This is a genomic window from Ruegeria sp. O11 (genome assembly GCF_056535285.1).
The window spans coordinates 126,324-148,063 of the sequence record NZ_JBQERS010000008.1; the positions used below are offsets into that span (position 1 = coordinate 126,324).

A 21,740-nucleotide genomic window follows, 5' to 3' on the forward strand; every position below is an offset into this window, starting at 1 on the left:
AATTTCAATGAAACAATGAACCGTCAGTTATTGCTCATCTCAAACGCAAGTGAGTAAGTACGATGACGATTTCATTTAAGTCTACCGAAGCAAGCAATGCACCGATTGTCGCATTGCATTCCTCCGCATCCAGCAGCGCTCAGTGGAGCCAACTGGAAGCCGATCTTGACGGTCGCTTTGATGTTCATGCCTTTGATCTGCCCGGCTATGGTCGTGCACCATTGGCGAGCGATCACAGCCAAAAGGGGGCGGCAATTTCGGCGGTCTCCGTAATCAGAGAAATCGAAAAACTGGGCAGCGCGGTTCATTTGATCGGTCACTCGAACGGTGGCGGCATCGCGATCAAAATCGCCCTGATGCGCCCTGATCTGCTCAAAAGCCTGACTGTCTATGAACCGGCCGCGTTTCATTTTCTGGCTCATGGGAACAACAAAGGACGTCGCTTGTTTCAACAGATCAAGCTTTTGTCTGGGTTGGTATCTGGCGCTGCTGCCGAAGGTGATGCGGCCGCAGGAATGCAGCATTTCCTTGATTTCTGGAACGGAGACGGTTTTTGGGACAACCTGCCCGACAAGGCCAAAAAGAAATTTGCGGGCCTGATTTCCTCAGTCATGACGGATTTTGCCAACGGGTTTGCCGAGAGCTGGACGTTAAAGGATCTGGCCAATCTCGAGATGCCAGCCCTGGTGATGACCGGTCTGGAATCCCCTGAGATCGCTCAGAATGTCGCCGTGGCCATCGCCAAGACGTTGCCCAATGCACGTATCGCATTGTTGCCCGAGCTTGGACACATGGCGCCAATCTTCCAGCCGGAATGGGTCAATTCAAGAATCTTCGAGCATGTTGCCAATGCCGAGCGGCCGATCGCCGATTTCAGCTGGCCTGATCTCGAAGCTGCATAACTCAAAACGCATTCAGAAGATGCGGCTATTTTAAAACCGCTGATCTAGGGTCAGCACAACACCCGGAGGACATCAATCATGGGTATTCAATCAACCATCGCACCCACAGCAGATTACACGGCAATCAAAGCCAAACAGAACGCAGCGTGGGGTGCCGGAGATTACAGCAAAGTCGGGGTCACGCTGCAGATAACCGGTGAAGAGCTTGCTGAAGCAATGGACATGCGCGCAGACTCAACGATCCTTGATGTGGCAGCGGGCAACGGCAACGCAACACTGGCCTTTGCCAGACGCTTTTGCGACGTAACCTCAACCGATTATGTCGAAAGCCTGCTGGAAGCCAGCGGCAAGCGTGCCCAAGCCGAGGGTCTATTCGTAAACTACAAGGTCGCAGACGCCGAGAACCTGCCCTTTGATGATCAGTCATTCGACGCGGTAGTGTCCACATTCGGGGTAATGTTTACACCTAATCAAAAACAATCCGCTGCCGAACTTCAGCGGGTCGTTAAGGCAGGTGGAAAAATCGGCATGGCCAACTGGACCCCGGAAAGCTTTATCGGGCAACTGTTTAAAACGATTGGCAAGCATGTGACGCCGCCTGCGGGCGTGAACTCTCCGGCGATGTGGGGAAACCGGGACTGGATCGATCAGAATTTCGGCACTCGGTGCGCGGTGAAATCGTTTCGGCGCAAGAACTTCATGTTCCGCTACCGGTCAGCCGAGCATTTCATGGAATATTTCCGCACGTTCTACGGCCCGATGCAAAAAGCATTCGAAGCGTTGGATGCCGAAGGTCAGACATCATTGCGCAATGACATGATGGTGCTGATCAAAAGGTTCGACATCTCGACCAACGATTCACTGTGCATTTCTTCCGAGTATGCCGAGATTATCGTCGAACGCCGCTGACATAGTTTTTAGAACCATGACGCCCTTCGGCAAAGCTCCGAATGGCGTCAGAATGCAGCGACGGCGGCAGACTTGAATTGAACTGTGTAGAATTTGTAGTCTTTGACAATGGGAGCGCTTCCCTATTCGTACTATTTTGAAAGGGTTTTGATATGGCTGAACGCACGCTCTATGAGAAGTACGGGGGATTTTCGCAGGTTAGCAAGATCGTCCTCTCTTTCTACGATACCCTTCTTGATAACGATGACATCGGGCCATTCTTCGACGAGGTCGATATGTCCCGGATGGTTGATCACCAGACTAAATTCATTGCTTCCCTGCTTGGCGGACCAGCGTCTTATACGGACAAACAGCTGAAACAGCTGCACTCACATCTCGATATCAACGACGCTCATTTTGATGAGCTTGAGGTGGTGCTGCGTGCGACCTTGATTGATCACGGTGTGGCCGACGAGGATGTCGAGGCAGTTGTTGCAGAGTTCGCCAAACGCCGCCCATTGATTGTCGGGTGACCCATGAAGATAGAAGCCATTAATGAACAGCTCCTGCGCGCAATCGGCGTAGGGGTCGCGCTACTGGATCGTAAATCATTGCGTTTCAATTTTCGCAATGACACGTTTGACGACTGGTTCAGCAACGAAGCAGAGCCAAATCAGTTGCAGGAGCTTTTTCCTGATCTGGATGCCGAGGCCATGCAGACTGCCCTTGAGGATAACGGGCGATACGCATCGGAGATCAAGTTCAAAAAGAAACGCAGGACGCTGATCATCGCACTCGATTTCACTTCCACCAAAGACGACGTCCTGGTTCTTGTCTGTCAGAACATCACGCGGATCAAGGAGTTGGAATCTATGATCGATTCCTATTCGATGATGGTCGAGCGCAACACAAGAGAGATCAAACGCGAAAAAGAGCAGGTGGAGAAACTGCTTCTCAACATCATGCCTCGTTCGGTCTATGAAGAATACAAAACCTTTGGTGTGGTGACGCCACAGCTGTACAACCCTGTCTCTGTTCTGATGCTGGATTTTGTGGGCTTTACGGAAATGGTCGCCTCGCAGGACCCCAGCGTGACCGTCACTGAACTGAACGACATATACAGCGCGTTTGATCGTATAGGTGAGCAATTCGGTTGCGAGCGCATCAAAACGATCGGAGACGCGTATATCACTGTGGCGGGATTGCCTGATCCGACACCGGATCACGCCAAGGCAATCGCCAACACAGCCATCCGATTTGTGCGCTATCTGAACCGGCGCAATCTGAGCCATCCGCATCAATGGCATTGCCGGGTTGGTCTGTCTTCGGGTTCGGTTGTCGGCTCGGTCGTCGGAATTCAGAAGTATGTTTACGACATATTTGGACCTGCCGTGAACCTCGCTTCACGGTTGCAGGAATTCTCCGAGCCGATGGAAATCAGTGTTCAGGGCGAAGTCGCACATGTCCTGAAGGACCAATTCGATCTCGAAAATATTGGGGTCAGAACGATCCGAGGATTTGGTGAACAGGAAGTCTGGCGGCTTTCGGACAGCAGCTGAATGCAGCACCCTTGCCATCTTGGCTAACGGTAGATCAACTGAGTTGCACCTTCACAAAGTACGAAACGGTATTTCAACGCGCGTTTTGGTCACTCGAACTCCATGTAGTTCATCATATCGCGGCGTTGCTTGGTAAATACGATCAAATGGGAGAACACATCGTTTACAGTCGGCGTGAGCTTTGAAGTTTGATCGCTACAAATCGCAATAAAAATCGTCACTCCTGTGCGATTGTTCCAACGGATTGGTTTGTCGCAATCAACGTCGATCCATTAATTCCAAAGAATGGTATTGGCGGCGCAAAAGTCCCACTTCGATGGTCCAGAGCTAGTCAATGTCGCAGAGCCTAGTAGTAAACATAAACACCGTCGCAACGGTTTTCTCTCATCATCTTAGCAGAACCGAAGGTACACTACACCTGGGTGGAGCCGGGATTAACGGAAGAGCAACTGGATGCCCATGTCGAAGAGGTTTGGCATGAAAATGGATTGTCGGATGATACCAAAGTTATTGCGTTTCATTGGAAGTCATTTGAGGATTAAAGCTGGTGGCGTTTTGCGGCGTCGAGAATGGCGCAAATTTACCTGCAGGGTGCGGCTAAAACCATAACCCAAGTACGATCCGCCGCTTCATAAAGCGCGAACTCCTTGGCTTTGCGAGAAAGCAGGTTTGCTCGATGTCCCGGTGATTTCGACCATGCTGCCATCACAGCGTCCAAACCGTTTTGTCCCTTGGCAATGTTTTCAGCCACGAAACACCAGTTGTAGCCTGTTTTGCGCACCCGTTCGCCCACGTCTGACCCGTTAGAGCCGGTATGCGAAAAGAACCCCCTCTTCACCATGTCATCGGCATGCGACTTGGCGGCTTGCTCCAACTTTGGGTTGTAACTTAGTGCTGGAACACCTTGACCGCCGCGAAACGCATTCAGCTCGTTTGTAGCCAATTTGTCGGCCATGAGAGCCGAGGGGAGCAAGAGCGCCATGGATAACAACAGGCGTAGCATCTTATGTTTGCCCGTAGCTTTACTCAGTAATTTGAGTACCTGAAATTGACCACGGCATCGTTTTGAATTGCGCAGTGAGCTTTTATGTAGGAGCGGGCATCGGTACTATCGCTGGATCTCGCGACTTCCAAATCAATTAAATCAATCCCGTCTGCATTTGTCGTGTACGAGAGTGTGCGTTGGAAATCCACGGCGTAGTAGCCCTGATTGGTCATTGCGGCATGCGTTCGGTGCATACAAAGCCCGACTGCGTTTTCCTCTGGAGAAAGACTTGGGTGCTTCTGATAATGCGACCCATGATGGTGGTGATGCCGCGCTATGGATGCCCCTAAAACCCCGAGTGCGACACCTGCGATAACGTCTCCAGCATCACTGGCATTCGCGGTTGTTGGCTTTAGACCGGTCGTAACGAACAAGGCAAAGGTGATCCCCATGCAGAGAGTTCTGTTAAACATTGGGCCTCTTCCTCGAAAATGGGCATGGTATGCGTTGTCAGATATCCGTACCTGTAAGGCTAAGCTAGATTGCACGTTTCGGACCAGCTTTTTTGAATAAATTCGTGTCGATGGCTCGTTTGCACAAACAGTTTTATCTTCGTTTCAAAAGGTACGACGCGCCGAACGCGTACCCCTTCATAGAAATCGCCAATCTCCATCAAGGCACGCCGCTCCTGCTTTGTATCGGTACAGCTTGTTTGAATTGTGTCTGGGATAAGAAAATAAGGGGTCTACGGGAATCCCCCAATTTCGGACAAGGCACTAACAGGGTAGATTGAATTCAACGGAACAACACTACCACTCCGTATACCCCCTCAAGAGAGAGGGGCTGGCTAAGACCCCCTCATCCAGCCCCTCACCACCTTCACTCTCAATCATTTGTGAGACGGTGGGTTCTTCCCCTACTCCCAATTTGGGAGGCCAGCGCAGTATACCACATGTGGCCCGCCATATTCAGCCCACTATAAATGGGGGGTTGGCGGGCCAACTGTCAGAAGCTGACGAATTCTAAGTCATCACTCCGGTTTAGTCGGATGTTGGCTCTGAGCCCAAAGTGGTCATAGCCATTTCGTTACAAACACCTATTGCTCAACTTCGGCATCAGGTTCCAATGGTTTTAAGGACTATTCAAAAAAATGGAAATTTGGGCGGTGGGAATCGCTGAGAACTCTGCCCTCAATTTTATAGCCAACACATGCTCGCGTCTCGCTCAAATACGATATTCTCGACTGGAACCGTCTGATCTGCAATGATGCTCGTACTGCTTATGTTTTGCAGAGGGGGGAATTATGTTTGATTTTTCGTTGAAATTCGCCGCCCTGACAGCAAGCAACACTGCGCTTATTGTTGGTGTGTTGACGGCGAGTGCTCAGGCTCAGGTCCGTGAAGAAAGTCGCGCAATGGTGTTGTTGCGCTCACTACCGACGCTCAGCGCAAGCCACAGCGTGGCTATAGTCGAATTGGATCCAGAGACCGAAGATTTCGGCAAAATTATCAGCGAAGTAGAGCAGCCGGAACTTGAGCATCCGCTTCACCATCTTTACTACAGCCCTAACGGACGGCTTTATTCCACTGGTTTAGATCCCAAATGTAGTCTTGCGGAGATCGGATTGGCGCGTGACTCAACCGGCGCGCCCGAAGTGACCGGCATTCAGTGCCTCGACACTGCCGGCCAGATGGTGGGCGAAGACATCATGTGGACCCGGTCAAACGGAACTGAGTACATGTTTGTCACTTTCATGGGCGGCCTTGGCCAAGCCGATGGCGGTACGGTTGGCGTGTTCGACGCGCAGACCAATGAGGTCATCAAGGTGATAGAGGCGCGGAAAAGTGAAGTTGGGGAAAACGCGCCTTACATCCTGTATCCACATGGCATCTCGGCCTTTGACGACAGGATGGTTGTAACTTCCACTGTTCACCCAGATCTCGCCACCGGTGTTGGCAATACGGTAACGATCATCGACCTCAACGCGCTCGAACCGGTCCAGACGATTGAGGTGCAAGGCGAGATGCCAGTCGGTTTCCCGTCTTCGCCCGTCGAAGTGTTGTTTGCCCGACCGTCGATCCACGAAGACATCGAACCGGCAGTGCTTGTAAATACCATGTTCGGCTTTGAAACATGGTCAATTCCGTATGACGCCGAAGCTAAAACTTTCGGGCCAGCTGAAGTGGTCTACAGCGGTGTCCAAAACGGAACTGCGGTGCCACTCGAATTCTACGGCAACGACACTGAGTTGTTTATCAGTCACGCGCTTCCGGGCGTGGTGAAACGATATGATCTTTCAAAGCTGCCCAAGCTGGTTTCGTCAGGACCTGACATCGTCGCCGATGCAGGTGCGCACCACATGATCTTTTTCACCACTAAGTCAGGACGTGAGGTGATCGCCATCCAGAACAATCTTCTCAATCTTGGCGACGCGAAAGCAAACGACCCGACAGATGTGGACTTTATCGCCGGACTCAACGCACACACGATAACCGTCCACGACCTTGCCACCGGCGAACGGCTAGCCACGGTGAATTTCCGTGAGCGCTACAAAAAAGGTGTCGACAATGTCGAAGGGCTTTTTGGCGCAGGGTTCGTTCACCACCACTAAAAAGCGCCGAAACATCAAAATGAAACTCGGGATCGCCGGGCTTTGCCTGGCGATCTTTATTGCATTACTGTCTGCGTTTTGGATCTCACGATCTCCTCCTGTGCCGACAGCCATCGCAGATTTCAAAGCACCATTTGTGTTTGGCCGTTTTTCGATCCCGGAAGATAACCCTCTGACAGAAGAAGCTTTTCAGCTTGGCAGGCGGTTGTTTTATGATCCCATGTTATCCGGCGACAACAGCATGTCTTGTGCAACATGCCATCAACAGGAGCGCGCCTTTACGGATGGCCAACCAGTCGCCTTGGGGCATGGCGGAAAGGAGCTTGCCTTCAACAGCATGAGCCTTGCCAATCTTCTTTGGGGACCGCGCCGGTTTTTCTGGGACGGTCGAAGTCCGACGCTTGAACACCAGGCACTGCAGCCATTGATAAATCCGGATGAAATGCAGCAACCGCTGGACGAACTTGTTCGCGAGCTAAAAAGCGCGCCTGAATATCCCGAGATGTTCTGGAAAGCCTACGGCGAGGTGTCGGAAGATAACGTCGCCCGCGCGCTGGCAACCTTTATGCGAATGTTGATTTCCGCGAATTCCAAATACGATCGATATTTGCGTGGCGAACTGCGTCTTTCGCCGCAAGAAGAGCACGGGCGCAAACTGTTCATGGCGCATCCAGACGTTAAGGTCTCCTTGCGTGGCGGAAACTGCATCGACTGTCACAGTCAGTTCGTGACAGCTGGATTTTCGGATGGCTGGGATGGCTTTATTAACAACGGCCTTGATGCCGAACAGGACCTGGGCCGCGGACTTGAGGCGGTGACCGGCGACATCTTGGATCGGGGAAAGTTCAAGACGCCGACACTTCGAAACATAGCGGTTACAGGGCCTTACATGCACGATGGCCGGTTCGCGACCCTTAGCGAAGTGCTCACGCATTACAATTCCGGCATTCGGTTTAGCGATACACTTAGCCCTTTGATCCTTGAAGCGGATAATACCGTCGCAGATCCCATTGCTGCACACGGCCTCGGCCTCGCGCCCAAAGAAGTCGATGCAATTATCGCGTTTCTCCACACTTTGACGGATGAGGCATTTCTGACGGAGCCAAAGTTTTCAAACCCATTTGAGGAAGAGACACAATGAAACGCCTAAACAGACTCAGCGTCGTTGCCGTTTCCACTTTAGTCCTAGCAGCCATAATAGTTTTTGCCTTTGATTTTCGAACGAAACCCAGGCCCCTGAAACTGATTTTTGTAGCCGAAGCAAATGGCGAGCCGATTGAATTCGACACCTTCGCTTACACCAATCCCGGCGGAACAGAGATGTTCCGCCTTCGTGATTTCCGTGTCTACATCTCCAACATCAAACTGGCTGACGGTGACAAGGTACATGTCGTAGAAAACAGCTACCATTTGTTGAGGTTTGACCGCAGCACGCCGCAATTCAATGTGGTACTACCGAAAGTGCCTTTGCGACAGATATCAAGGATCTCGATGTCCATTGGGATTGATGAAGCCGCAAACGGGTCTATCGAAGTACGTGGCGACCTTGATCCCAATAACCGCATGGCTTGGAACTGGAACATCGGCTACAAATTTGTTCTGGTCGAGGGGGCTATCCAAATGGACGGGGCTGTAATGCCATTGGTCTACCATGTCGGCTTTAACGAAAATCGCCAGGATCTCGACTTTGTGGTGCCAACTTCCGTTGAACGGGATGAAAACAGACCGCTGACATTTTCCGTGGACGTCATGAAACTCTTTTCCGGAGAGGAGGTCATCGACATGACCGAGCTACAAACCGTAAAGATGGACAGGTCCGACGCGGCACTCTTGGCAACGAATTACGCCCAGATGATTAATCCCACCTGGGGTAATTAATGGTGAACCTTGCGGAAAACTTACTAACAGGCGTCCGTCGAGTGGCTAGGTGACTCATTTATTCAGAATTTTGCCGTCCTTGTGTTGGACATAGCAGGATAGAACCCCTATCGGCTCCGTATAGCGCGGGGCCTATTACAACGCCCAAAGAGGCGAGACCAAGAGCGCCCAGCCAAGCGGAGAAAGCTGTCTATCGGTATCTGTTGCCACACCCCATAACGCCCAGCAAATAGAGGTAAATAGCAACCCAGACGCAGCAATCACGCAATAGAGCTCAAGGATAGTTAGGTCTGCAACAGCCATGCCCCACAACATGGACACCAGCACCCGGCCTGTAAAATCCGTAGGGGGGGGAGTTAAGCCGGATTATCCAATGATATCAGCGCCTATTCCCGCTAAAGTGCACACAAATGACTGACCGAGAAAACGCCACAATCTGGATAAGCGTCAACTCTTCTTCCACTCCTAACAAGGTTGGATACCGCATCCTGTTCAGTAAATTAGCTACACAGCATCGGGGCATCTGCTCAGATAGCTGTAATCAGGGCGTTTGCCGCTCCTAAAAAACCCGCTACTGCCGCTGCACTCGCCAATAGTATACAGACGACTTCAATCGCACTTAGTTTCATGTTTTGCCCCCAAGCAAGTCTCACATTGGACTTAGGGCAACCGTCGATGACCGAAAAGAACGTCATGATTTACGTGGCGGAAGCCTGCCTTGCTCAAGGCGTCAATCCGCTCAACTATCTATGCATATTACTTATGGTTGAGGGCATGAACGGTACTTGAAGCTTGACCTGTTGCACCACTGCACCGCTTCTATCGCTTGAGCCCTTTCTCTCGCCCACACGCCACCATTTCGCGTCTGAGCGTCACAATCCCTGCAACACTGGTTCTGTGGTGTTCAGCCGCTCGTATTGCTCTACCGCTGACAAGTACTCCGCAAGCTGCTTGCCTTCCTCGGTATCTGGTTCCGATCCCCATAGATACTCAATCTCTCGCAAGGCGGCGCGGTATTCAGTCGGGGTGCGCACAGTGGTCATGGAAACACCTCAAAGCTTTAATCAATACGACATGCATACCTGAAAGTGCGTGTTTCTGATAGGCGGCTGTTTTGGCCTCGATACGGTTCCGCTCAATGTTATAAGACCCGTCGGACTGGATAGCATACGATTGCGCTACAAAGGATTAACGCACATTAAGCAAAATTAACTTTGGCTTTTTCAAACCATAACGCGACTTCATCTATAACACTTCCCGACTTCATAAAGTTCATGGAGTGCGGCAATGTTTGACTTTAGTGACGTCACATTTGACATGGAAAATTCATATGTGCTTGAAGCAAGATCACAGGATTATGCGATTAACACCAATGATTTGAGTACGAACTTGGATGCCAATGATTTGGATCTCGAATTTGAAGAATGGGCAGACTCGTCGGATCATCCACCAAATGCGGAATGGACATTTGATTTTCTCAACGAGCACCAAGACCCGCAAGATTTGCGCGACATGCAAGAACTGATGGAGAGTGGCGCGCTTAGCCCTACGACTGAAGAACTGAACCAACATAATCAAATATTGCGAGTGCTAATGACGACTTACGGGAACACCATAGTTGACTTGTCGCGAGCGACTGCATTTAGCCTTACTCGTTAGTGCACTGGCCCTGCACCGATTGCGTCCGATGTGGGGCTTTCAATTGGGTGTCATCTAATCTGGAAGCACCCCGCTCTGGACCGCTTCAAAGAAATTGAGGAAAGGCCTGCCTTCTGGCGGTTATTCGCAATCGGGTTGATACGCTCAACCTGTGGGTGCAAAAATAATTCCAGTATAAGCGGAGACGGTTCTTGGGTCAGATTGGAAAGGGCGAGGTGTGGCTCGCGCTCTGGTTTCTTGCGATTTTTTCGTTTGCTTTGCGTCACTACGTGCAACCGGTTTGGGTGCAGGACGCCGACGCAAAAGTGGCTAACGCACTTGAGTTGAGCTACGCGGGATCGAGGTTCGACCAATTCGAGGTCTCTGTGGAGCAATGCGAAATCAGAATGTATCGCAAAGATACCAAAGCATGTGAAAACGGTTCAACACTACAGGCATTCAGCACATACATAGACCTTCGCCATCACGAAGCGGAAATTGGCGACATCAGCAAATCCGATGGCGATACGTGGTCAATTTTTGTGAACTGGAAGCCGGTTGGCGAGTGGGAAACTCAGACGGAAGAAATTAAAAAAGAGGCTGAAGCACACCTTCAGTCTGCCAGGACGAAGTATGGGCGCGGACAGGCGGCTGCGATCGCGGCCAGCGAAAACCTTTCTCAGTCGTACGACACCAGTGACTTTCATTCACTTGGGACGACTGAGTATTGTCCCGCCGGACTGAGTGTAGGGCCGTTAACAAGAGCCTATAAGCTTGTTGGGCGTGACGCTAAGGAGCTAAAGCAATCAATCCAAGCGCTGATGAATGAATGTCGAGCACGCTAATTCCTGGCCGGACAGAACAGTTCAAACGGCACCGTTTAGCAGGTTTAGCGGTTTTTGCAGGGGTTGGCGTCGAAACAGGGTTTTCTGCGCAATACACGCGCCTAGTCTGTTATCGGTTGACGGTGTCAATTGCAGAATCGAGGGTGAGGCGCATTGCAGGCCCCTGTGGCAATGCTATCTACGCACCAGAAAGCGACCGAATTTATTTAGGAAAAATCAATTGAGTACTCATAGATGGAAATCGATAGCTACTGTATTCCTGACGTTTTCGGCCTCAACCGCACAGTCATCAGATGGTTGCAGCACGTGGGTGGGAAGCGCGAATAGAGACATGGTGGTCGAGATTTCCGAGACGTTCTTTCTCGATGAGCTTCGCAATCTTGGTGAAGATCCCCAAAAAACAATTGAAAGCCACTTACGGGAGAATACACAGCTAATTAGTGAACCGATATTCAGGGCACTCTGGGCTTAAGTTTATGCTCTCAAAGGTGATTATCTGAGTGTTGTTGCACAAGCTGAAGCAGCCGAGCGCTTGGCTCTTAGAAGGCAGGACTGCTATTTATTGAAAATCATTGACATGTCACAAGCGCTGAGAATTGCGTCCATCAGAGCGCAGGGAATTTCCGAACAGCGTGACGAAGTGCTCTTTGACGGGTTCACTACGGTGTTGCCAGATTCCAGAGGGAACAGATTGGTCGATAGCGCAGTTGTTGTTTGCGAAGCACTGGCGGCAATCAATTATGCGGAAACCGGGCGTCAGCTTGACGTAGGCGAAGACTGCCAAATCAAGTGCGTTACCCAGTTACAGTGAAAGCCCTCTTTGGCTTTTATGTTGCTTAGCACAGGAAGTTTGTTTTTCCTTCTCAAGGGTATCGTTAAGCTCGGTCAAATCGAGGTAAGAAAAGGGGCGCACCCACCACAAGCGCGCCCCACCAAATGAATTACCAAAACCTAGCGTTCTCAAATACACCAACGCTTACTCGTTAATGCAGGCAGTGTGTCCGATTCTGAGTGGGCGGTCAGTGACGCGGGTTACACAGGTTAGATATTAAGTGGACTTCAGAGTCTTCGATCAAAAATTTGTTAGTTGCAGGCTGATTGCCCTGCATACATACCAACGCCTGCACCCGCTGCGGTCGCCAGAGTCTGGCCTGTTCCGCCACCGAACCGGTTTCCAACCACTCCCCCAAGGGCAGCACCACCTAAGATACCTGCAGCACAGCGTGCGTCATGCTGTACCTGTGCCTGAGTGGGCGTCGTCGGTGCTCCACATGCAGCCACGAGCAGTGAAATGCCAAGTGCACAGGTTAACAGTACTTTGTTCATCTCGATTGCCTCTCAAATTACCGAATTAGTTGTCTGAGTAGGTGGCTCTTGGTCGTCTATAGTACAAGGTATCAGCGTCTGTGCGATATGAGCTTAACTAAATCTTAATAAAGGGAACTCTGGGTCCAGCCCCTCGCCCGTAACCCAATCTCCTTGAGTTTTCTAAGTCTCAGTTCGCCAGTCTCCCGAAGCGCAGGCCGCCGTTACCCACCAATGGCTCATTCTTGCATTACGGGTTTGGCGTCAGTAGCAACTCGCTACAATTTCGCGAGCGACTTGAGTGTCTTCTCCAAATGAAGTGTATAATTCCAGATATGGGCTGATGACCCTATTGTCCGAAACGTAAACTCGGAAATCGGGCAAGTTGGGATGTTCATTTATTGAGCCTTGCAGAGCCTCAAATTGCGTCTGAGAAACAGCGTTTGCCGGGTCGGCTTCGAGCCATTGAGACATATCGTCGTCGCGCCAATCAAGCACCCAAAAGTCATTGGGTGAAGCTAAGCGGCTTGGATCATATTCCCAAAGCCAGACTATTCGGGAAAGCCGCATTGTGAAGTTTATTTTCGTAGCTTTTGCCACTAGTTGGGCAAGCCCACCAAACTCGGGACGCTCGGTGGATACCAATTTGGCAAAGTCGTCCTGAAACTTGAACTTAAGCTCCAGCTCGTCTCTCAGCGCTGGCTCTATGCAAGTCCAATCAGGTGAAGCCACCGTTGCGCTTGGCAGCAAAAAGGCACAAAGCACTGCAGTTCGGGTGAGGGCGCTTGATAGCTTCATTCCGAACCTTTCTTTGAAAGCACTACCCCGACTCCATCGGCCGTGTCTCCTTCGTCAAGGAACTGGATGCCTTGGGCTTCAAGAGACTTTCGAATGGTCTCTGCATTTGAATGCTGTAGACCTCCTTTTTCCGTCTCGAAGCGATTGATAGTGGTGAAGGAAACCCCTGCCATTTCAGCTAGTTCGCGAGTTCCTAACCTTAGCGCACTACGCGCCATTCTAAGCTGCTCGGGAGTCAATATTGTAACCTCGTATGCATTATTAATTACAGAGTATTGTTTTATTTTAACCATGTACATATTTTTAATACACAGTATGCAAAATTGTAAACCAATTTTCCGCTACTAGATAGAAACAGCAATGACTGAACAACGCGCCAGCGTGAACCGGGAAAGTGTTTCTGGACCAATCTTCGACGTTCCTACATCGCCCGACACCTACGACAAAGCACTCAAGATATTGGCTAGGATGGGTGTCGCTGACTCCGACGCCACAATGAACATCGACCTTTCAATGAGGGGATACGGCGAACTTCTCGAAGTGATTGGGCAACTTGCCTCAGAAATCCTTGACATGCAACCCGGCTTTGAACCGCCTGAGAAAACCTGAGAACTTTCCTGTGCCGAAGACACGCGAGGGGCAATTAGACTGCAACTGTCGGCACAGTTTCGATGCTTGGGACGGAAGGGAATGGACGGAGATCTAAGATGTCCAAATCTCTACTTCCCGTTGTCACAACGCGTCGTCCGCCCTGGAACAAAGGCAGACTAGTTGGACAAAAGCGGCCATTGCAGCCAAAGCAAGTCTGGGCCATTCGCGCTCGGCTCGAACTTGCAAACAAGCTGAGAGACCTAGCATTGTTCAATCTTGCCATCGACAGCAAGTTGCGCGGGTGCGATCTCGTCCGCCTGAGGGTTAACGATCTCGCCGTCGGCAATTCTGTTCGCGATCGGGTATCCGTTGTTCAAAGCAAAACTGCGAAGCCAGTGCAATTTGAAGTGACGGAGAATACACGTGAAGTCGTGTCGCAATGGGTCTCTTCTCAATATATGCATGGACAACGGTATCTGTTTCCAAGTCGTATGCATGCTTTGCCGCATCTTTCGACCCGGCAATACGCTAGGCTTGTCCGGGAATGGGTGTCAGCGATTGGTCTCGATCCGTCCAGCTACGGCACGCATTCGCTTAGGCGCACCAAAGCGGCTTTGATATACAGAAAGACCGGAAACCTACGTGCCGTTCAACTTCTGCTCGGTCACAGCAAAGTGGACAGTACGGTGCGTTACCTTGGCGTCGAGCTTGAAGACGCGCTTAGTATTGCCGAACGCATCGATCTTTAACCTTTTAGGCGGGCGGGATCGTCCGCTCGCCGCTCCCAAGCAGACTTTCGGAATCTCCCGTTAATCTTCCGCTTCGAGCCCGAAGGAGACATGACGTTTCAGCCAATTTAGGTCTTGGTTCGTGGAACAGCGCGCCCTTGACTCGAAAACCGAGTATGGTCCAGCGTGGAGCCACTTGAGAAAGTAGTGACATGAAAAGGTTCGTTTTCTTCTTGGGGCTTTTTTGCGTTGGCGCGCAGGTGGTCAACGCGGATCCGGTTACGGAAGTCTGTCTGGCGTACAATGACGCTGGTGTTTGCGAATGCGCGACCGAGACGCTCAAGGACGAAATTGGCTATAAGGATTTTGCATACTACTCCGCTGCCAGCGCGACGGCGCTCGAGCAACAAGGCGAAGGAAGCAGTCTTGTCGATGCCTGGGACATCGCCACCAAGAACCACGCGACTGCAGCGGGTGTCGGCGCGACCGAGGCTCTCAACCAGATAAACGCCTTCGGTTCGGCACACCGGGATGCAATTAAGACCTGCGCAAACTGAGTCAGCTGCACCGCCCTAGGAAACTTAAGGAGCAACAATGCGGTCTATTTTATTTGCAGTTTCTTTAGTCATTCCGGCATTTTGCCAAGCCGGTGAACTTTCAGAAGGGTGGAGCGCGCTCGGATCAGTCAAAGTGACCGTAGGGGGCGAGACACTGGATATGCAGGTGCTGCAAGAGCCGTACGGCAAGCCCTATGCGTTCTGGATGGATGCCGGGGGACCAACCATGTTGTCCGTCGAAGGGCACGTCGTCTCTGACGCCGGAATGCCTGGATGGCCCAGTGTTTCCGTGGATGTACTGAGCATGGGGCCGATGGCTCTTGTTCAAGAGGTGCAGTTTTACCGGACAGGGGGCAGCAATCCCGAGTTGTGGGTCATGCGTGAGGATCTGGGCGAAGCAAGTATCTCTAATGGCAAGGTCGGGGAAGATGGCAGCTTTGAAGCGGCATTGGAGGCGACGTTGCATCGGTGGGATTTGACCGAAAACGCAGAAGTTGCGGGGGTTCCAGTCATGGAGATTTCTGCGCAGATCCAGAGCATGATTCCAAAACAGTAGTGTCAAAACGCTGAGCAGGCGTCGTCGCTTTCCGCACAAACCATTCATGGAGCCAAAGACATCAAAATCGCAACGCTTTTGTCCGGCGAATAAAGTTCAAGTAATATGTAGCCGCCATTTAGTAACACGAATATCTGTCAACACCTGACAGCTTACTTCACTGCTAAAACCATTGGCTCAAAGCAGCTAGACTAGTCATCGGCTTTCGCAACATTGCAGTCGCTCAAAAGCGAGCGCTGAATGCACACTATGTCCGCGTAGCAGGCATTCATTGAATTCTGCCGAACGACTGCTTCGAGCCCAATGCTGCCACAGTTAGACAGCCTCAATGCCGCAAGCGCATTCGACCGTACCCTGCCCAATGCGGACCTTGGCCGTCGCGAGTAAATTTGCGCAAATGCGGGAGATACTGGCTCGATTTTAAACGCTGGCATGAGCCAAACCATCACAGCTTGCCTTCTGAAAGAATGATGCTTGGTGGCTCTTTGATTGCTTGAAACGGATGCTCTTCACCGAACTGGAATTCTGCAAAGGGGATTTCTGCCATCTTTCTGTGGCCTAGCAATTCCAGAACAACGTGTTGGGTTGCTGCGGATGACAATTCTCCCATTACCAATTGAAACCCTTGGCTTCGGGCTAGGTCATGCGCGGCAGCCCGCATCTTCTGATAGACACCTTTCCCAGCGGCTTCTTTCGATACCGCCGCCATATCCACGAGAATAGCTTCTCCAAAAGATACATCCCTCTTACTTTGGTATTGGCGACACAGGTCTTTGGTAAGGGCCAATAAGGGCGAGAATTTGGGGTTATCATTGGTTTCTTCGACGAGCTGCCGAGCGAAATCAGTAACGATGAGGCAACCCACAAGATGGCCCGAGTGGCTGTTTGTCGCTGCAACTGACAGCCCTTCTTTCACCATCAACTCGAAGGGATCGCGCAGGTATTCCTTGTATTCGTTCAGTCCGATCTTCAGAGCGCGATGAAGCGTGCTTGCTTCCGCGAACGTTTGTGTGGCCAGGCTGAAGGCGGACTCCAGATGAACTAAGCCGAGTGGCTTTATTTCAATCTCCATGGTGACCTCTGGAACAGTCTTGGTCCGACAAAGAAGCGGTCAAACCAGTTGGTCATGCTTTTCGAAGGCACTTTTAGCATGCAACGGCTCAGCGAATAGCCACACAAGTTCTGACAACCTGACCCGTCGGCAGTCGGTCGGATTTAAACCGGAGCTAGCCTGACGTAGGTCAATCAAGGAATGCCAGTCGTTCAATCTGGTTCTTCGGTCCTACTTCGTAGCCCCGGCGACTGTAGTTTTACCGAGTGACGACGGTTAAATAGAAGGGTAAATTGATTGAAGCTAAGTTTTTCGATCCGGTGCCTCTGGGGGGGGGCGAGAAAGACAGTCAAAGCCAAAAAGTGAATGCCTTTTGATGCTTCTATACCGTGTCTCACGCCTCGCGCCTGTACTGAGCCTCATTATTGCTGTCTTGTCATTGAACAGCCCTGCAACTGCTCAGGATTCGACCAAACTTGAAGCCGCAGCCCAAGCGTCTCTTGGCGGCCCCGGGTCTGCCAGTGCACAACAGGAAACTGACCGTCTGCGTAGACTAGAGGACTCGCGTTGGCCTGGCTTGGACCGAACCATCGATCCGGCTGAAACTGCGCTCGCTCGTCTAAGGGAAAACACAGGGCTTGCCCTCAGCTTTGACTATCAGGCGATGTATCAGCACAGTTCCCACAGTTTGAACGGCCAAGATAAGGCTGCCTCTGGCCAGCTCAGAATGATCGGAACTTGGGAGCTGGCAAACCGAGCTGGCGAGAACCCAGGAAGTCTCGTCTTCATTCTGGAGAACCGGCACCAGCTTGGTCAGCCCATTGCGCCTTCGGCGCTGCCTGCGCAGATCGGGTATCAGGGCGTTACCGGGCTGACTTTCGGTGACACAGACACAACTCTGTCCGTCGCTTATTGGCAGCAGACTCTCGCTGGTGGTCGCGCTGGACTTGCCGTGGGCCGGATCGACCCGGGGGACTATTCGGACATCCTTGGATACGTGAACCCGCGGACGACCTTTTCCAACTTTTCGATCCTGTTCAGCCCGGTTCTGCCGATCCCCGACCCGGGCTTTGGTATTGCTGGCGGAGGCTACCTGACCGACCAGATTTACCTGCTCGGCTTGGCTTCCGACGCCAACGGCTCACTCACGGATGTCGAATGGTTCCCTGACGGGGCCGAGTTTTACAAATATGCCGAGATCGGCTGGACACCTGAGCGCTCCAAACGCTTTCTGACCAATGTGCATCTGGGACTGTTCCACACCGACGAACGGGCCCAGGCTGGCGTGCCAGAAACCTACGGAGCAACGCTTTCGGCCAACTACACATTCGATAGCCAAGTGATGATCTTCGGGCGACTGGGCTGGTCCAATGGTGGTGGGGCGCTGGCAAAGAGGGCTGTCAATGCGGGCCTGTTGTGGCGGCCGGGCGCCTACGACGACCTCTTCGGCCTCGCTGCAACTGTTGCAGAACTGACGACACCTGGTCTGCCCAACCAGACAACCATTGAAGCCTTCTATCGCCTTGATCTTGCCGACAACCTGGCCTTGACTGCTGATGTGCAGTATCTCAATAATCCAGGATCAAACACGAACGATCCGCTGGTTTTCGGTTTGCGGTTGCGGATCAATCTCTGAGAGCTAGGTCGAAATGGCACCCTAGTCCCTCCTCGTATCCTCATGATCCGGGATCTCCGCGTGCCACTGGTATTGCTTGTCATCATAGTCGAGGACGATGTCGCCGTCGGTGATTGGCTCATAGCGAATGGGCTGTCCGGGTCGGGCACCAATCTGGCTTTCTCCGTCCCTAACAACGAAGGTTCCCGAGACCAGAACATGCGGTATCCCGGTGGGTGAACTTGCCCGGTTACCGATCTTCATGTCTGCATTGTCGGCGATGGTTTCTGGGTCAAAGATCGTGATGTCGGCAATCATCCCTTCCTGCATGCGACCACGCTCCTGCATCGACTTGAGGCCAAGGCGTGAAAGATACTTGGCTGGTGTGTAGGAGGCATTGTTGACGATGTTCATGAGGGGAATGCCCAGTTCGCGGGCCAGCCGGAAGACATATGAATAGCTCCGTGCATTTCTGGGATGGCCACCATAGAGGCTCGGGTCGGCGTCCTCGGGCAGTACGTTCCCGTCCTTGTCGAAATAGGTGATCACGTCGTTGCCGATTGCGACATCTTTCATATAGGGCCACTGGTTCAGCCACTTCTCATCTCGAACCAGAACAAAAACCCCCATGCCGGGGTTCTCTGCCTGCATCTTTTCGAACTCCTCTTCTGATGAGAAGGGCTTGCCGGTCTGCGGGTTGTAGATAGTCGAGGTCGGGTCCATATTGTTGGCCGCCCGAAGTTCCGGTGACATCAATTGCGGGGTGGCGATATTGGGATTTCCGAAGACCGAAGGATAATACTCGCAGAAGATGGTATAGCCTTTCTCCTGCAAACGTTGACAGATCTCATAGGTCTCCTGCCACTCGGAGTTCTGCATGTGAGACATGACCGCTGCGCCTTCGAGAACAACCATGTTGGCGACAACTTCACGCACTCCGATTGTGTAGTCAGTTGGCAGGCTTTCGGTCGGACCAAAGCGGGTATGTGCACCAAAGATCCGGTCGTACTTCTTCGCTAGTTTTTGTAGGTCGAATATCTCGTAGGTGGGTGTGCCGTATCCCATGTATCCGACTGTAGTGTTGACTGAGACTGCTCCCTCACGAATGCCCTGTTCGAACATGCGCAGGATTTCCTTGTGCTGTTCGTCCGACGGTACTTCCACGGCCCATTTGGATGCGCCGCCCGTCTTCTTCGCCATTGCCTCGGCATAGGCACGCGAGGTCAGGACATAGGTCGGGTCGGAAGTCTCCTCGGGGCTCATACCATCCATGATGACCCGGCGCACCTCTTCGTGGCTGACGCCGACACCGAAATTCAAGAGCGAATCTTCGTTGTAGCGATCATAGAAGAACGGAACATTAGCCACTCCTACCTCGATATCCAGCAGCGTCGTCGTTCCATCCCGAGCCATCATGGCCTGCTCAAACGGCGCAAAGGAATGAGAATGTGTGTTGATGAACCCCGGAGCCATAACGTGCCCGCTTACATCTAGTGTTTCTTTGCCGGAGATGGGTTCCTCTGTAATAGCCGCAATCCGATCCCCTTTTACGCAAACGTTCCGGACGGCATCGAACCCGGTTTCTGGGTCCATGACCCGGCCATTCAGCAGAGCAAGGTCGCAATCCTGAGCAGATACTGCGGTGCTTACTAGGGTCAACGATATCGCGGCTATGACGTTCTTCATGTGATTGGCTCCCCGTTTCTGGAGTCTAAGATGCTCTGGTTCCTATGGATTTTGTCAGATTTTAGCTGCCATGTTTTGTCCATATATCAGATGGAAGGCGAATTTTGGCGCAATATAACAATTCGTTAGAATAACGATATTGACGAAATTGCAGCAGGTTGAGACCAACAACTCATGAAAAAATGTGTGAAGACAGAAATCCCGCTGGTTCGAGCCAGTATGTTGGTTCCTTTTCGGAATGCTCTAAGGGAAGGCGGCATTCCGGAACAGCAGGTTCAGCATAAAATCGGGGCGGAATGGGCGTCGCTCGATGAAGAGTATGTCCCATCCAAAGTCTCCTACTCATTCGCGAACGCTGTCGCCGAGGTGCTGGGCAATCCAACTCTAGGTTACCAGATTGGCGCTACGACGCCTTTTCCAAAACTTGCCAATTTGGAGGTCCTCCGACCTTCTGGCGCCATGCTGGTAGAGTATCTTACGGCTCTTGTCGTTGATGCGCCACGTCTGACAAATCAGGCAAACTACGACCTGAAAATTGACGGACAATTCGCAGTTCTTTCCCAGCATCGATTTTTCACACCTCCAGTCATTCCCGAGCAACCTGATGGGTTCTTCGCAGGGATGATCCTTCGCCTTGTGCAGGGATGTGCGGGGGGCCATTGGGCGCCAGATGAATTCCGGGTCCGTGTCAGTTCCGCACGTGCCATTCCTAAGTGGGCGCTTCCAAGGAACTCGATCACACAAAGCCGGAAGGCTGATGTTCAATTCCGGTTTCCAGCTTCTTGGCTGCTTCTGAGCGGAGATCCTGAGGCGGACATTACAAGCCTTGGCGGAACGCATTACAGTGGCGGTATCGAAGTTGTGGTCGCCAAGTTGGTCGAAGACCATCTGCACGACGCCACTCTGGGACTTGAGCAAATAGCCTCGGTGCTTTCCATGCCAACGCGTTCTCTGCAAAGACAACTTCTAGCTTCAGGAGTCAGCTTTCGAGAGATAGTCCGAAGTACCAAGGAGCGGCTGGCGAAGCGTCTGTTGAACGACAAACAGCATTCGATCCAAGAAGTGGGAGAAGCAATAGGGTTCTCCGAACCCGCCTCCTTCACTCGGGCGTTCCGGCAATGGACTGGTAAAACACCTAGCGAGTTCAGGCGAAACGTCTCCCCTGAATAAACTTGTCTGGCACCCAAGCGCATGAAAGTATCAATCCACCAGGTTCAATCAATATCAGTGTTTAGGTAAGAGCCCAGTGAGATTCCGAAATCGGGAGTGCCCACTTGGTGATCCTTGTCTAAGTGTCCGGTAGATTCAGTCATTTGTTCAGATTTACAAAGTCCGCTTTCAACGCATTCCAGATATTCGGATCTGACCAAGTTGCAGGTGCGGCGAATGACGGCTCAGTCCGCAGAGCAGACGTTCGTTGCAGCTTGCTCCAATGTCCGCTTTGCGGGGTGCCCTCAACAGGTGGACGCAACACTTTAATCTTTGAGCAAAGATGGAGTGTTTCCCATGAAGTATCGTCGTCGCATTTACTATAACGCCGCACAGCG

The 21,740-nt window shown here is 51.8% G+C and carries 23 protein-coding genes; 15 read left to right on the plus strand and 8 right to left on the minus strand.

The window, feature by feature from the left end; all coding sequences use genetic code 11:
- The first annotated feature begins 62 nt into the window (after nt 1-62).
- The 4 genes from ACRZ91_RS15345 to ACRZ91_RS15360 all read left to right on the plus strand — a co-directional run bounded on the left by ACRZ91_RS15345 (nt 63) and on the right by ACRZ91_RS15360 (nt 3,349).
- On the plus strand, nt 63-902 hold the full coding sequence (locus tag ACRZ91_RS15345; protein WP_480906873.1) for an alpha/beta fold hydrolase: 840 nt from the start codon (nt 63-65) through the stop codon (nt 900-902).
- Nucleotides 903-980: 78 nt separating this feature from the next.
- Entirely contained in the window at nt 981-1,811 is an 831-nt protein-coding gene (locus ACRZ91_RS15350) for a class I SAM-dependent methyltransferase (RefSeq protein WP_480906876.1), read from the plus strand.
- Between the two features lie 152 nt (nt 1,812-1,963).
- Complete coding sequence (locus ACRZ91_RS15355) at nt 1,964-2,323, plus strand: group I truncated hemoglobin (protein ID WP_010438274.1); 360 nt, start codon at nt 1,964-1,966, stop codon at nt 2,321-2,323.
- A 3-nt stretch (nt 2,324-2,326) separates the two neighbouring features.
- On the plus strand, nt 2,327-3,349 hold the full coding sequence (locus ACRZ91_RS15360) for an adenylate/guanylate cyclase domain-containing protein (protein ID WP_170774543.1): 1,023 nt from the start codon (nt 2,327-2,329) through the stop codon (nt 3,347-3,349).
- 580 nt (nt 3,350-3,929) lie between these two features.
- Here ACRZ91_RS15360 and ACRZ91_RS15365 read toward each other — a convergent pair.
- On the minus strand, nt 3,930-4,331 hold the full coding sequence (locus ACRZ91_RS15365) for a CAP domain-containing protein (protein ID WP_259462708.1): 402 nt from the start codon (nt 4,329-4,331) through the stop codon (nt 3,930-3,932).
- Between the two features lie 44 nt (nt 4,332-4,375).
- Complete coding sequence (locus ACRZ91_RS15370; protein ID WP_480906879.1) at nt 4,376-4,807, minus strand: hypothetical protein; 432 nt, start codon at nt 4,805-4,807, stop codon at nt 4,376-4,378.
- Nucleotides 4,808-5,637: 830 nt separating this feature from the next.
- Here ACRZ91_RS15370 and ACRZ91_RS15375 point away from each other — a divergent pair.
- Genes ACRZ91_RS15375 through ACRZ91_RS15385 form a run of 3 tightly spaced genes read left to right on the plus strand, consistent with a single transcriptional unit; the run spans nt 5,638 to nt 8,823 of the window.
- A complete protein-coding gene (locus ACRZ91_RS15375; protein WP_480906882.1) occupies nt 5,638-6,945 on the plus strand; it encodes a hypothetical protein in 1,308 nt (435 codons plus the stop codon).
- Nucleotides 6,902-8,086, plus strand: a complete 1,185-nt coding sequence (locus ACRZ91_RS15380; RefSeq protein WP_480906884.1) for a cytochrome-c peroxidase — start codon at nt 6,902-6,904, stop codon at nt 8,084-8,086. Before ACRZ91_RS15375 ends, ACRZ91_RS15380 begins: the two co-directional genes overlap by 44 nt.
- Nucleotides 8,083-8,823, plus strand: a complete 741-nt coding sequence (locus ACRZ91_RS15385; protein ID WP_480906887.1) for an MbnP family protein — start codon at nt 8,083-8,085, stop codon at nt 8,821-8,823. Before ACRZ91_RS15380 ends, ACRZ91_RS15385 begins: the two co-directional genes overlap by 4 nt.
- Nucleotides 8,824-9,695: 872 nt before the next feature.
- Here the strand turns inward: ACRZ91_RS15385 and ACRZ91_RS15390 are convergent.
- Nucleotides 9,696-9,866, minus strand: a complete 171-nt coding sequence (locus ACRZ91_RS15390) for a hypothetical protein (protein ID WP_010438245.1) — start codon at nt 9,864-9,866, stop codon at nt 9,696-9,698.
- A gap of 244 nt (nt 9,867-10,110) precedes the next feature.
- Here ACRZ91_RS15390 and ACRZ91_RS15395 point away from each other — a divergent pair, with 244 nt between their 5' ends.
- Nucleotides 10,111-10,482 carry a hypothetical protein gene (locus ACRZ91_RS15395; protein WP_480906890.1) on the plus strand — a complete coding sequence of 124 codons (372 nt, stop codon included), beginning with the start codon at nt 10,111-10,113 and terminating at the stop codon, nt 10,480-10,482.
- A gap of 191 nt (nt 10,483-10,673) precedes the next feature.
- Entirely contained in the window at nt 10,674-11,306 is a 633-nt protein-coding gene (locus ACRZ91_RS15400; protein WP_480906893.1) for a hypothetical protein, read from the plus strand.
- 1,083 nt (nt 11,307-12,389) lie between these two features.
- On the opposite strand, the gene ACRZ91_RS15405 is transcribed toward ACRZ91_RS15400, so the two are convergent.
- Together ACRZ91_RS15405 and ACRZ91_RS15410 are read right to left on the minus strand one after the other, a co-directional pair.
- Entirely contained in the window at nt 12,390-12,632 is a 243-nt protein-coding gene (locus ACRZ91_RS15405) for a glycine zipper 2TM domain-containing protein (RefSeq protein WP_480906896.1), read from the minus strand.
- Between the two features lie 243 nt (nt 12,633-12,875).
- On the minus strand, nt 12,876-13,409 hold the full coding sequence (locus ACRZ91_RS15410) for a hypothetical protein (protein WP_480906899.1): 534 nt from the start codon (nt 13,407-13,409) through the stop codon (nt 12,876-12,878).
- A gap of 360 nt (nt 13,410-13,769) precedes the next feature.
- Between ACRZ91_RS15410 and ACRZ91_RS15415 the strand changes: the two genes are divergently transcribed.
- The 4 genes from ACRZ91_RS15415 (at nt 13,770) to ACRZ91_RS15430 (ending at nt 15,841) form a co-directional block, all read left to right on the plus strand.
- On the plus strand, nt 13,770-14,018 hold the full coding sequence (locus tag ACRZ91_RS15415; protein WP_480906901.1) for a hypothetical protein: 249 nt from the start codon (nt 13,770-13,772) through the stop codon (nt 14,016-14,018).
- Nucleotides 14,019-14,116: 98 nt separating this feature from the next.
- The gene (locus ACRZ91_RS15420) at nt 14,117-14,749 is read left to right on the plus strand and encodes a tyrosine-type recombinase/integrase (protein ID WP_480906903.1); all 633 of its coding nucleotides are present in this window, start codon (nt 14,117-14,119) and stop codon (nt 14,747-14,749) included.
- 191 nt (nt 14,750-14,940) lie between these two features.
- Nucleotides 14,941-15,285: a hypothetical protein gene (locus ACRZ91_RS15425; RefSeq protein ID WP_170478607.1), complete on the plus strand. Its 345-nt coding sequence runs from the start codon at nt 14,941-14,943 to the stop codon at nt 15,283-15,285.
- 37 nt (nt 15,286-15,322) lie between these two features.
- The gene (locus ACRZ91_RS15430) at nt 15,323-15,841 is read left to right on the plus strand and encodes a hypothetical protein (RefSeq protein ID WP_480906905.1); all 519 of its coding nucleotides are present in this window, start codon (nt 15,323-15,325) and stop codon (nt 15,839-15,841) included.
- Between the two features lie 445 nt (nt 15,842-16,286).
- On the opposite strand, the gene ACRZ91_RS15435 is transcribed toward ACRZ91_RS15430, so the two are convergent.
- On the minus strand, nt 16,287-16,913 hold the full coding sequence (locus ACRZ91_RS15435) for a hypothetical protein (protein ID WP_480906907.1): 627 nt from the start codon (nt 16,911-16,913) through the stop codon (nt 16,287-16,289).
- Between the two features lie 355 nt (nt 16,914-17,268).
- On the opposite strand from ACRZ91_RS15435, the gene ACRZ91_RS15440 reads away from it, so the two are divergent.
- A complete protein-coding gene (locus ACRZ91_RS15440; RefSeq protein ID WP_480906909.1) occupies nt 17,269-18,528 on the plus strand; it encodes a carbohydrate porin in 1,260 nt (419 codons plus the stop codon).
- A 21-nt stretch (nt 18,529-18,549) separates the two neighbouring features.
- On the opposite strand, the gene ACRZ91_RS15445 is transcribed toward ACRZ91_RS15440, so the two are convergent.
- Nucleotides 18,550-20,193 (minus strand): amidohydrolase family protein, encoded by a 1,644-nt coding sequence (locus ACRZ91_RS15445; protein ID WP_480906911.1) that lies wholly within the window; start codon nt 20,191-20,193, stop codon nt 18,550-18,552.
- Between the two features lie 174 nt (nt 20,194-20,367).
- On the opposite strand from ACRZ91_RS15445, the gene ACRZ91_RS15450 reads away from it, so the two are divergent.
- Complete coding sequence (locus tag ACRZ91_RS15450; RefSeq protein WP_480906913.1) at nt 20,368-21,363, plus strand: helix-turn-helix domain-containing protein; 996 nt, start codon at nt 20,368-20,370, stop codon at nt 21,361-21,363.
- A 139-nt stretch (nt 21,364-21,502) separates the two neighbouring features.
- Here ACRZ91_RS15450 and ACRZ91_RS15455 read toward each other — a convergent pair.
- Nucleotides 21,503-21,740 (minus strand): hypothetical protein (locus ACRZ91_RS15455; protein WP_480906915.1); only part of this gene is annotated, 238 nt, incomplete at its 5' end.

Bases quoted from the DNA above. Each gene is read 5' to 3' on its own strand.
- ACRZ91_RS15345 (WP_480906873.1), top strand. From the start codon at position 63: ATGACGATTTCATTTAAGTCTACCGAAGCAAGCAATGCACCGATTGTC.
- ACRZ91_RS15350 (WP_480906876.1), top strand. From the start codon at position 981: ATGGGTATTCAATCAACCATCGCACCCACAGCAGATTACACGGCAATC.
- ACRZ91_RS15355 (WP_010438274.1), top strand. From the start codon at position 1,964: ATGGCTGAACGCACGCTCTATGAGAAGTACGGGGGATTTTCGCAGGTT.
- ACRZ91_RS15360 (WP_170774543.1), top strand. From the start codon at position 2,327: ATGAAGATAGAAGCCATTAATGAACAGCTCCTGCGCGCAATCGGCGTA.
- ACRZ91_RS15365 (WP_259462708.1), bottom strand. From the start codon at position 4,331: ATGGCGCTCTTGCTCCCCTCGGCTCTCATGGCCGACAAATTGGCTACA.
- ACRZ91_RS15370 (WP_480906879.1), bottom strand. From the start codon at position 4,807: ATGTTTAACAGAACTCTCTGCATGGGGATCACCTTTGCCTTGTTCGTT.
- ACRZ91_RS15375 (WP_480906882.1), top strand. From the start codon at position 5,638: ATGTTTGATTTTTCGTTGAAATTCGCCGCCCTGACAGCAAGCAACACT.
- ACRZ91_RS15380 (WP_480906884.1), top strand. From the start codon at position 6,902: ATGTCGAAGGGCTTTTTGGCGCAGGGTTCGTTCACCACCACTAAAAAG.
- ACRZ91_RS15385 (WP_480906887.1), top strand. From the start codon at position 8,083: ATGAAACGCCTAAACAGACTCAGCGTCGTTGCCGTTTCCACTTTAGTC.
- ACRZ91_RS15390 (WP_010438245.1), bottom strand. From the start codon at position 9,866: ATGACCACTGTGCGCACCCCGACTGAATACCGCGCCGCCTTGCGAGAG.
- ACRZ91_RS15395 (WP_480906890.1), top strand. From the start codon at position 10,111: ATGTTTGACTTTAGTGACGTCACATTTGACATGGAAAATTCATATGTG.
- ACRZ91_RS15405 (WP_480906896.1), bottom strand. From the start codon at position 12,632: ATGAACAAAGTACTGTTAACCTGTGCACTTGGCATTTCACTGCTCGTG.
- ACRZ91_RS15410 (WP_480906899.1), bottom strand. From the start codon at position 13,409: ATGAAGCTATCAAGCGCCCTCACCCGAACTGCAGTGCTTTGTGCCTTT.
- ACRZ91_RS15415 (WP_480906901.1), top strand. From the start codon at position 13,770: ATGACTGAACAACGCGCCAGCGTGAACCGGGAAAGTGTTTCTGGACCA.
- ACRZ91_RS15420 (WP_480906903.1), top strand. From the start codon at position 14,117: ATGTCCAAATCTCTACTTCCCGTTGTCACAACGCGTCGTCCGCCCTGG.
- ACRZ91_RS15425 (WP_170478607.1), top strand. From the start codon at position 14,941: ATGAAAAGGTTCGTTTTCTTCTTGGGGCTTTTTTGCGTTGGCGCGCAG.
- ACRZ91_RS15430 (WP_480906905.1), top strand. From the start codon at position 15,323: ATGCGGTCTATTTTATTTGCAGTTTCTTTAGTCATTCCGGCATTTTGC.
- ACRZ91_RS15435 (WP_480906907.1), bottom strand. From the start codon at position 16,913: ATGGAGATTGAAATAAAGCCACTCGGCTTAGTTCATCTGGAGTCCGCC.
- ACRZ91_RS15440 (WP_480906909.1), top strand. From the start codon at position 17,269: ATGCTTCTATACCGTGTCTCACGCCTCGCGCCTGTACTGAGCCTCATT.
- ACRZ91_RS15445 (WP_480906911.1), bottom strand. From the start codon at position 20,193: ATGAAGAACGTCATAGCCGCGATATCGTTGACCCTAGTAAGCACCGCA.
- ACRZ91_RS15450 (WP_480906913.1), top strand. From the start codon at position 20,368: ATGAAAAAATGTGTGAAGACAGAAATCCCGCTGGTTCGAGCCAGTATG.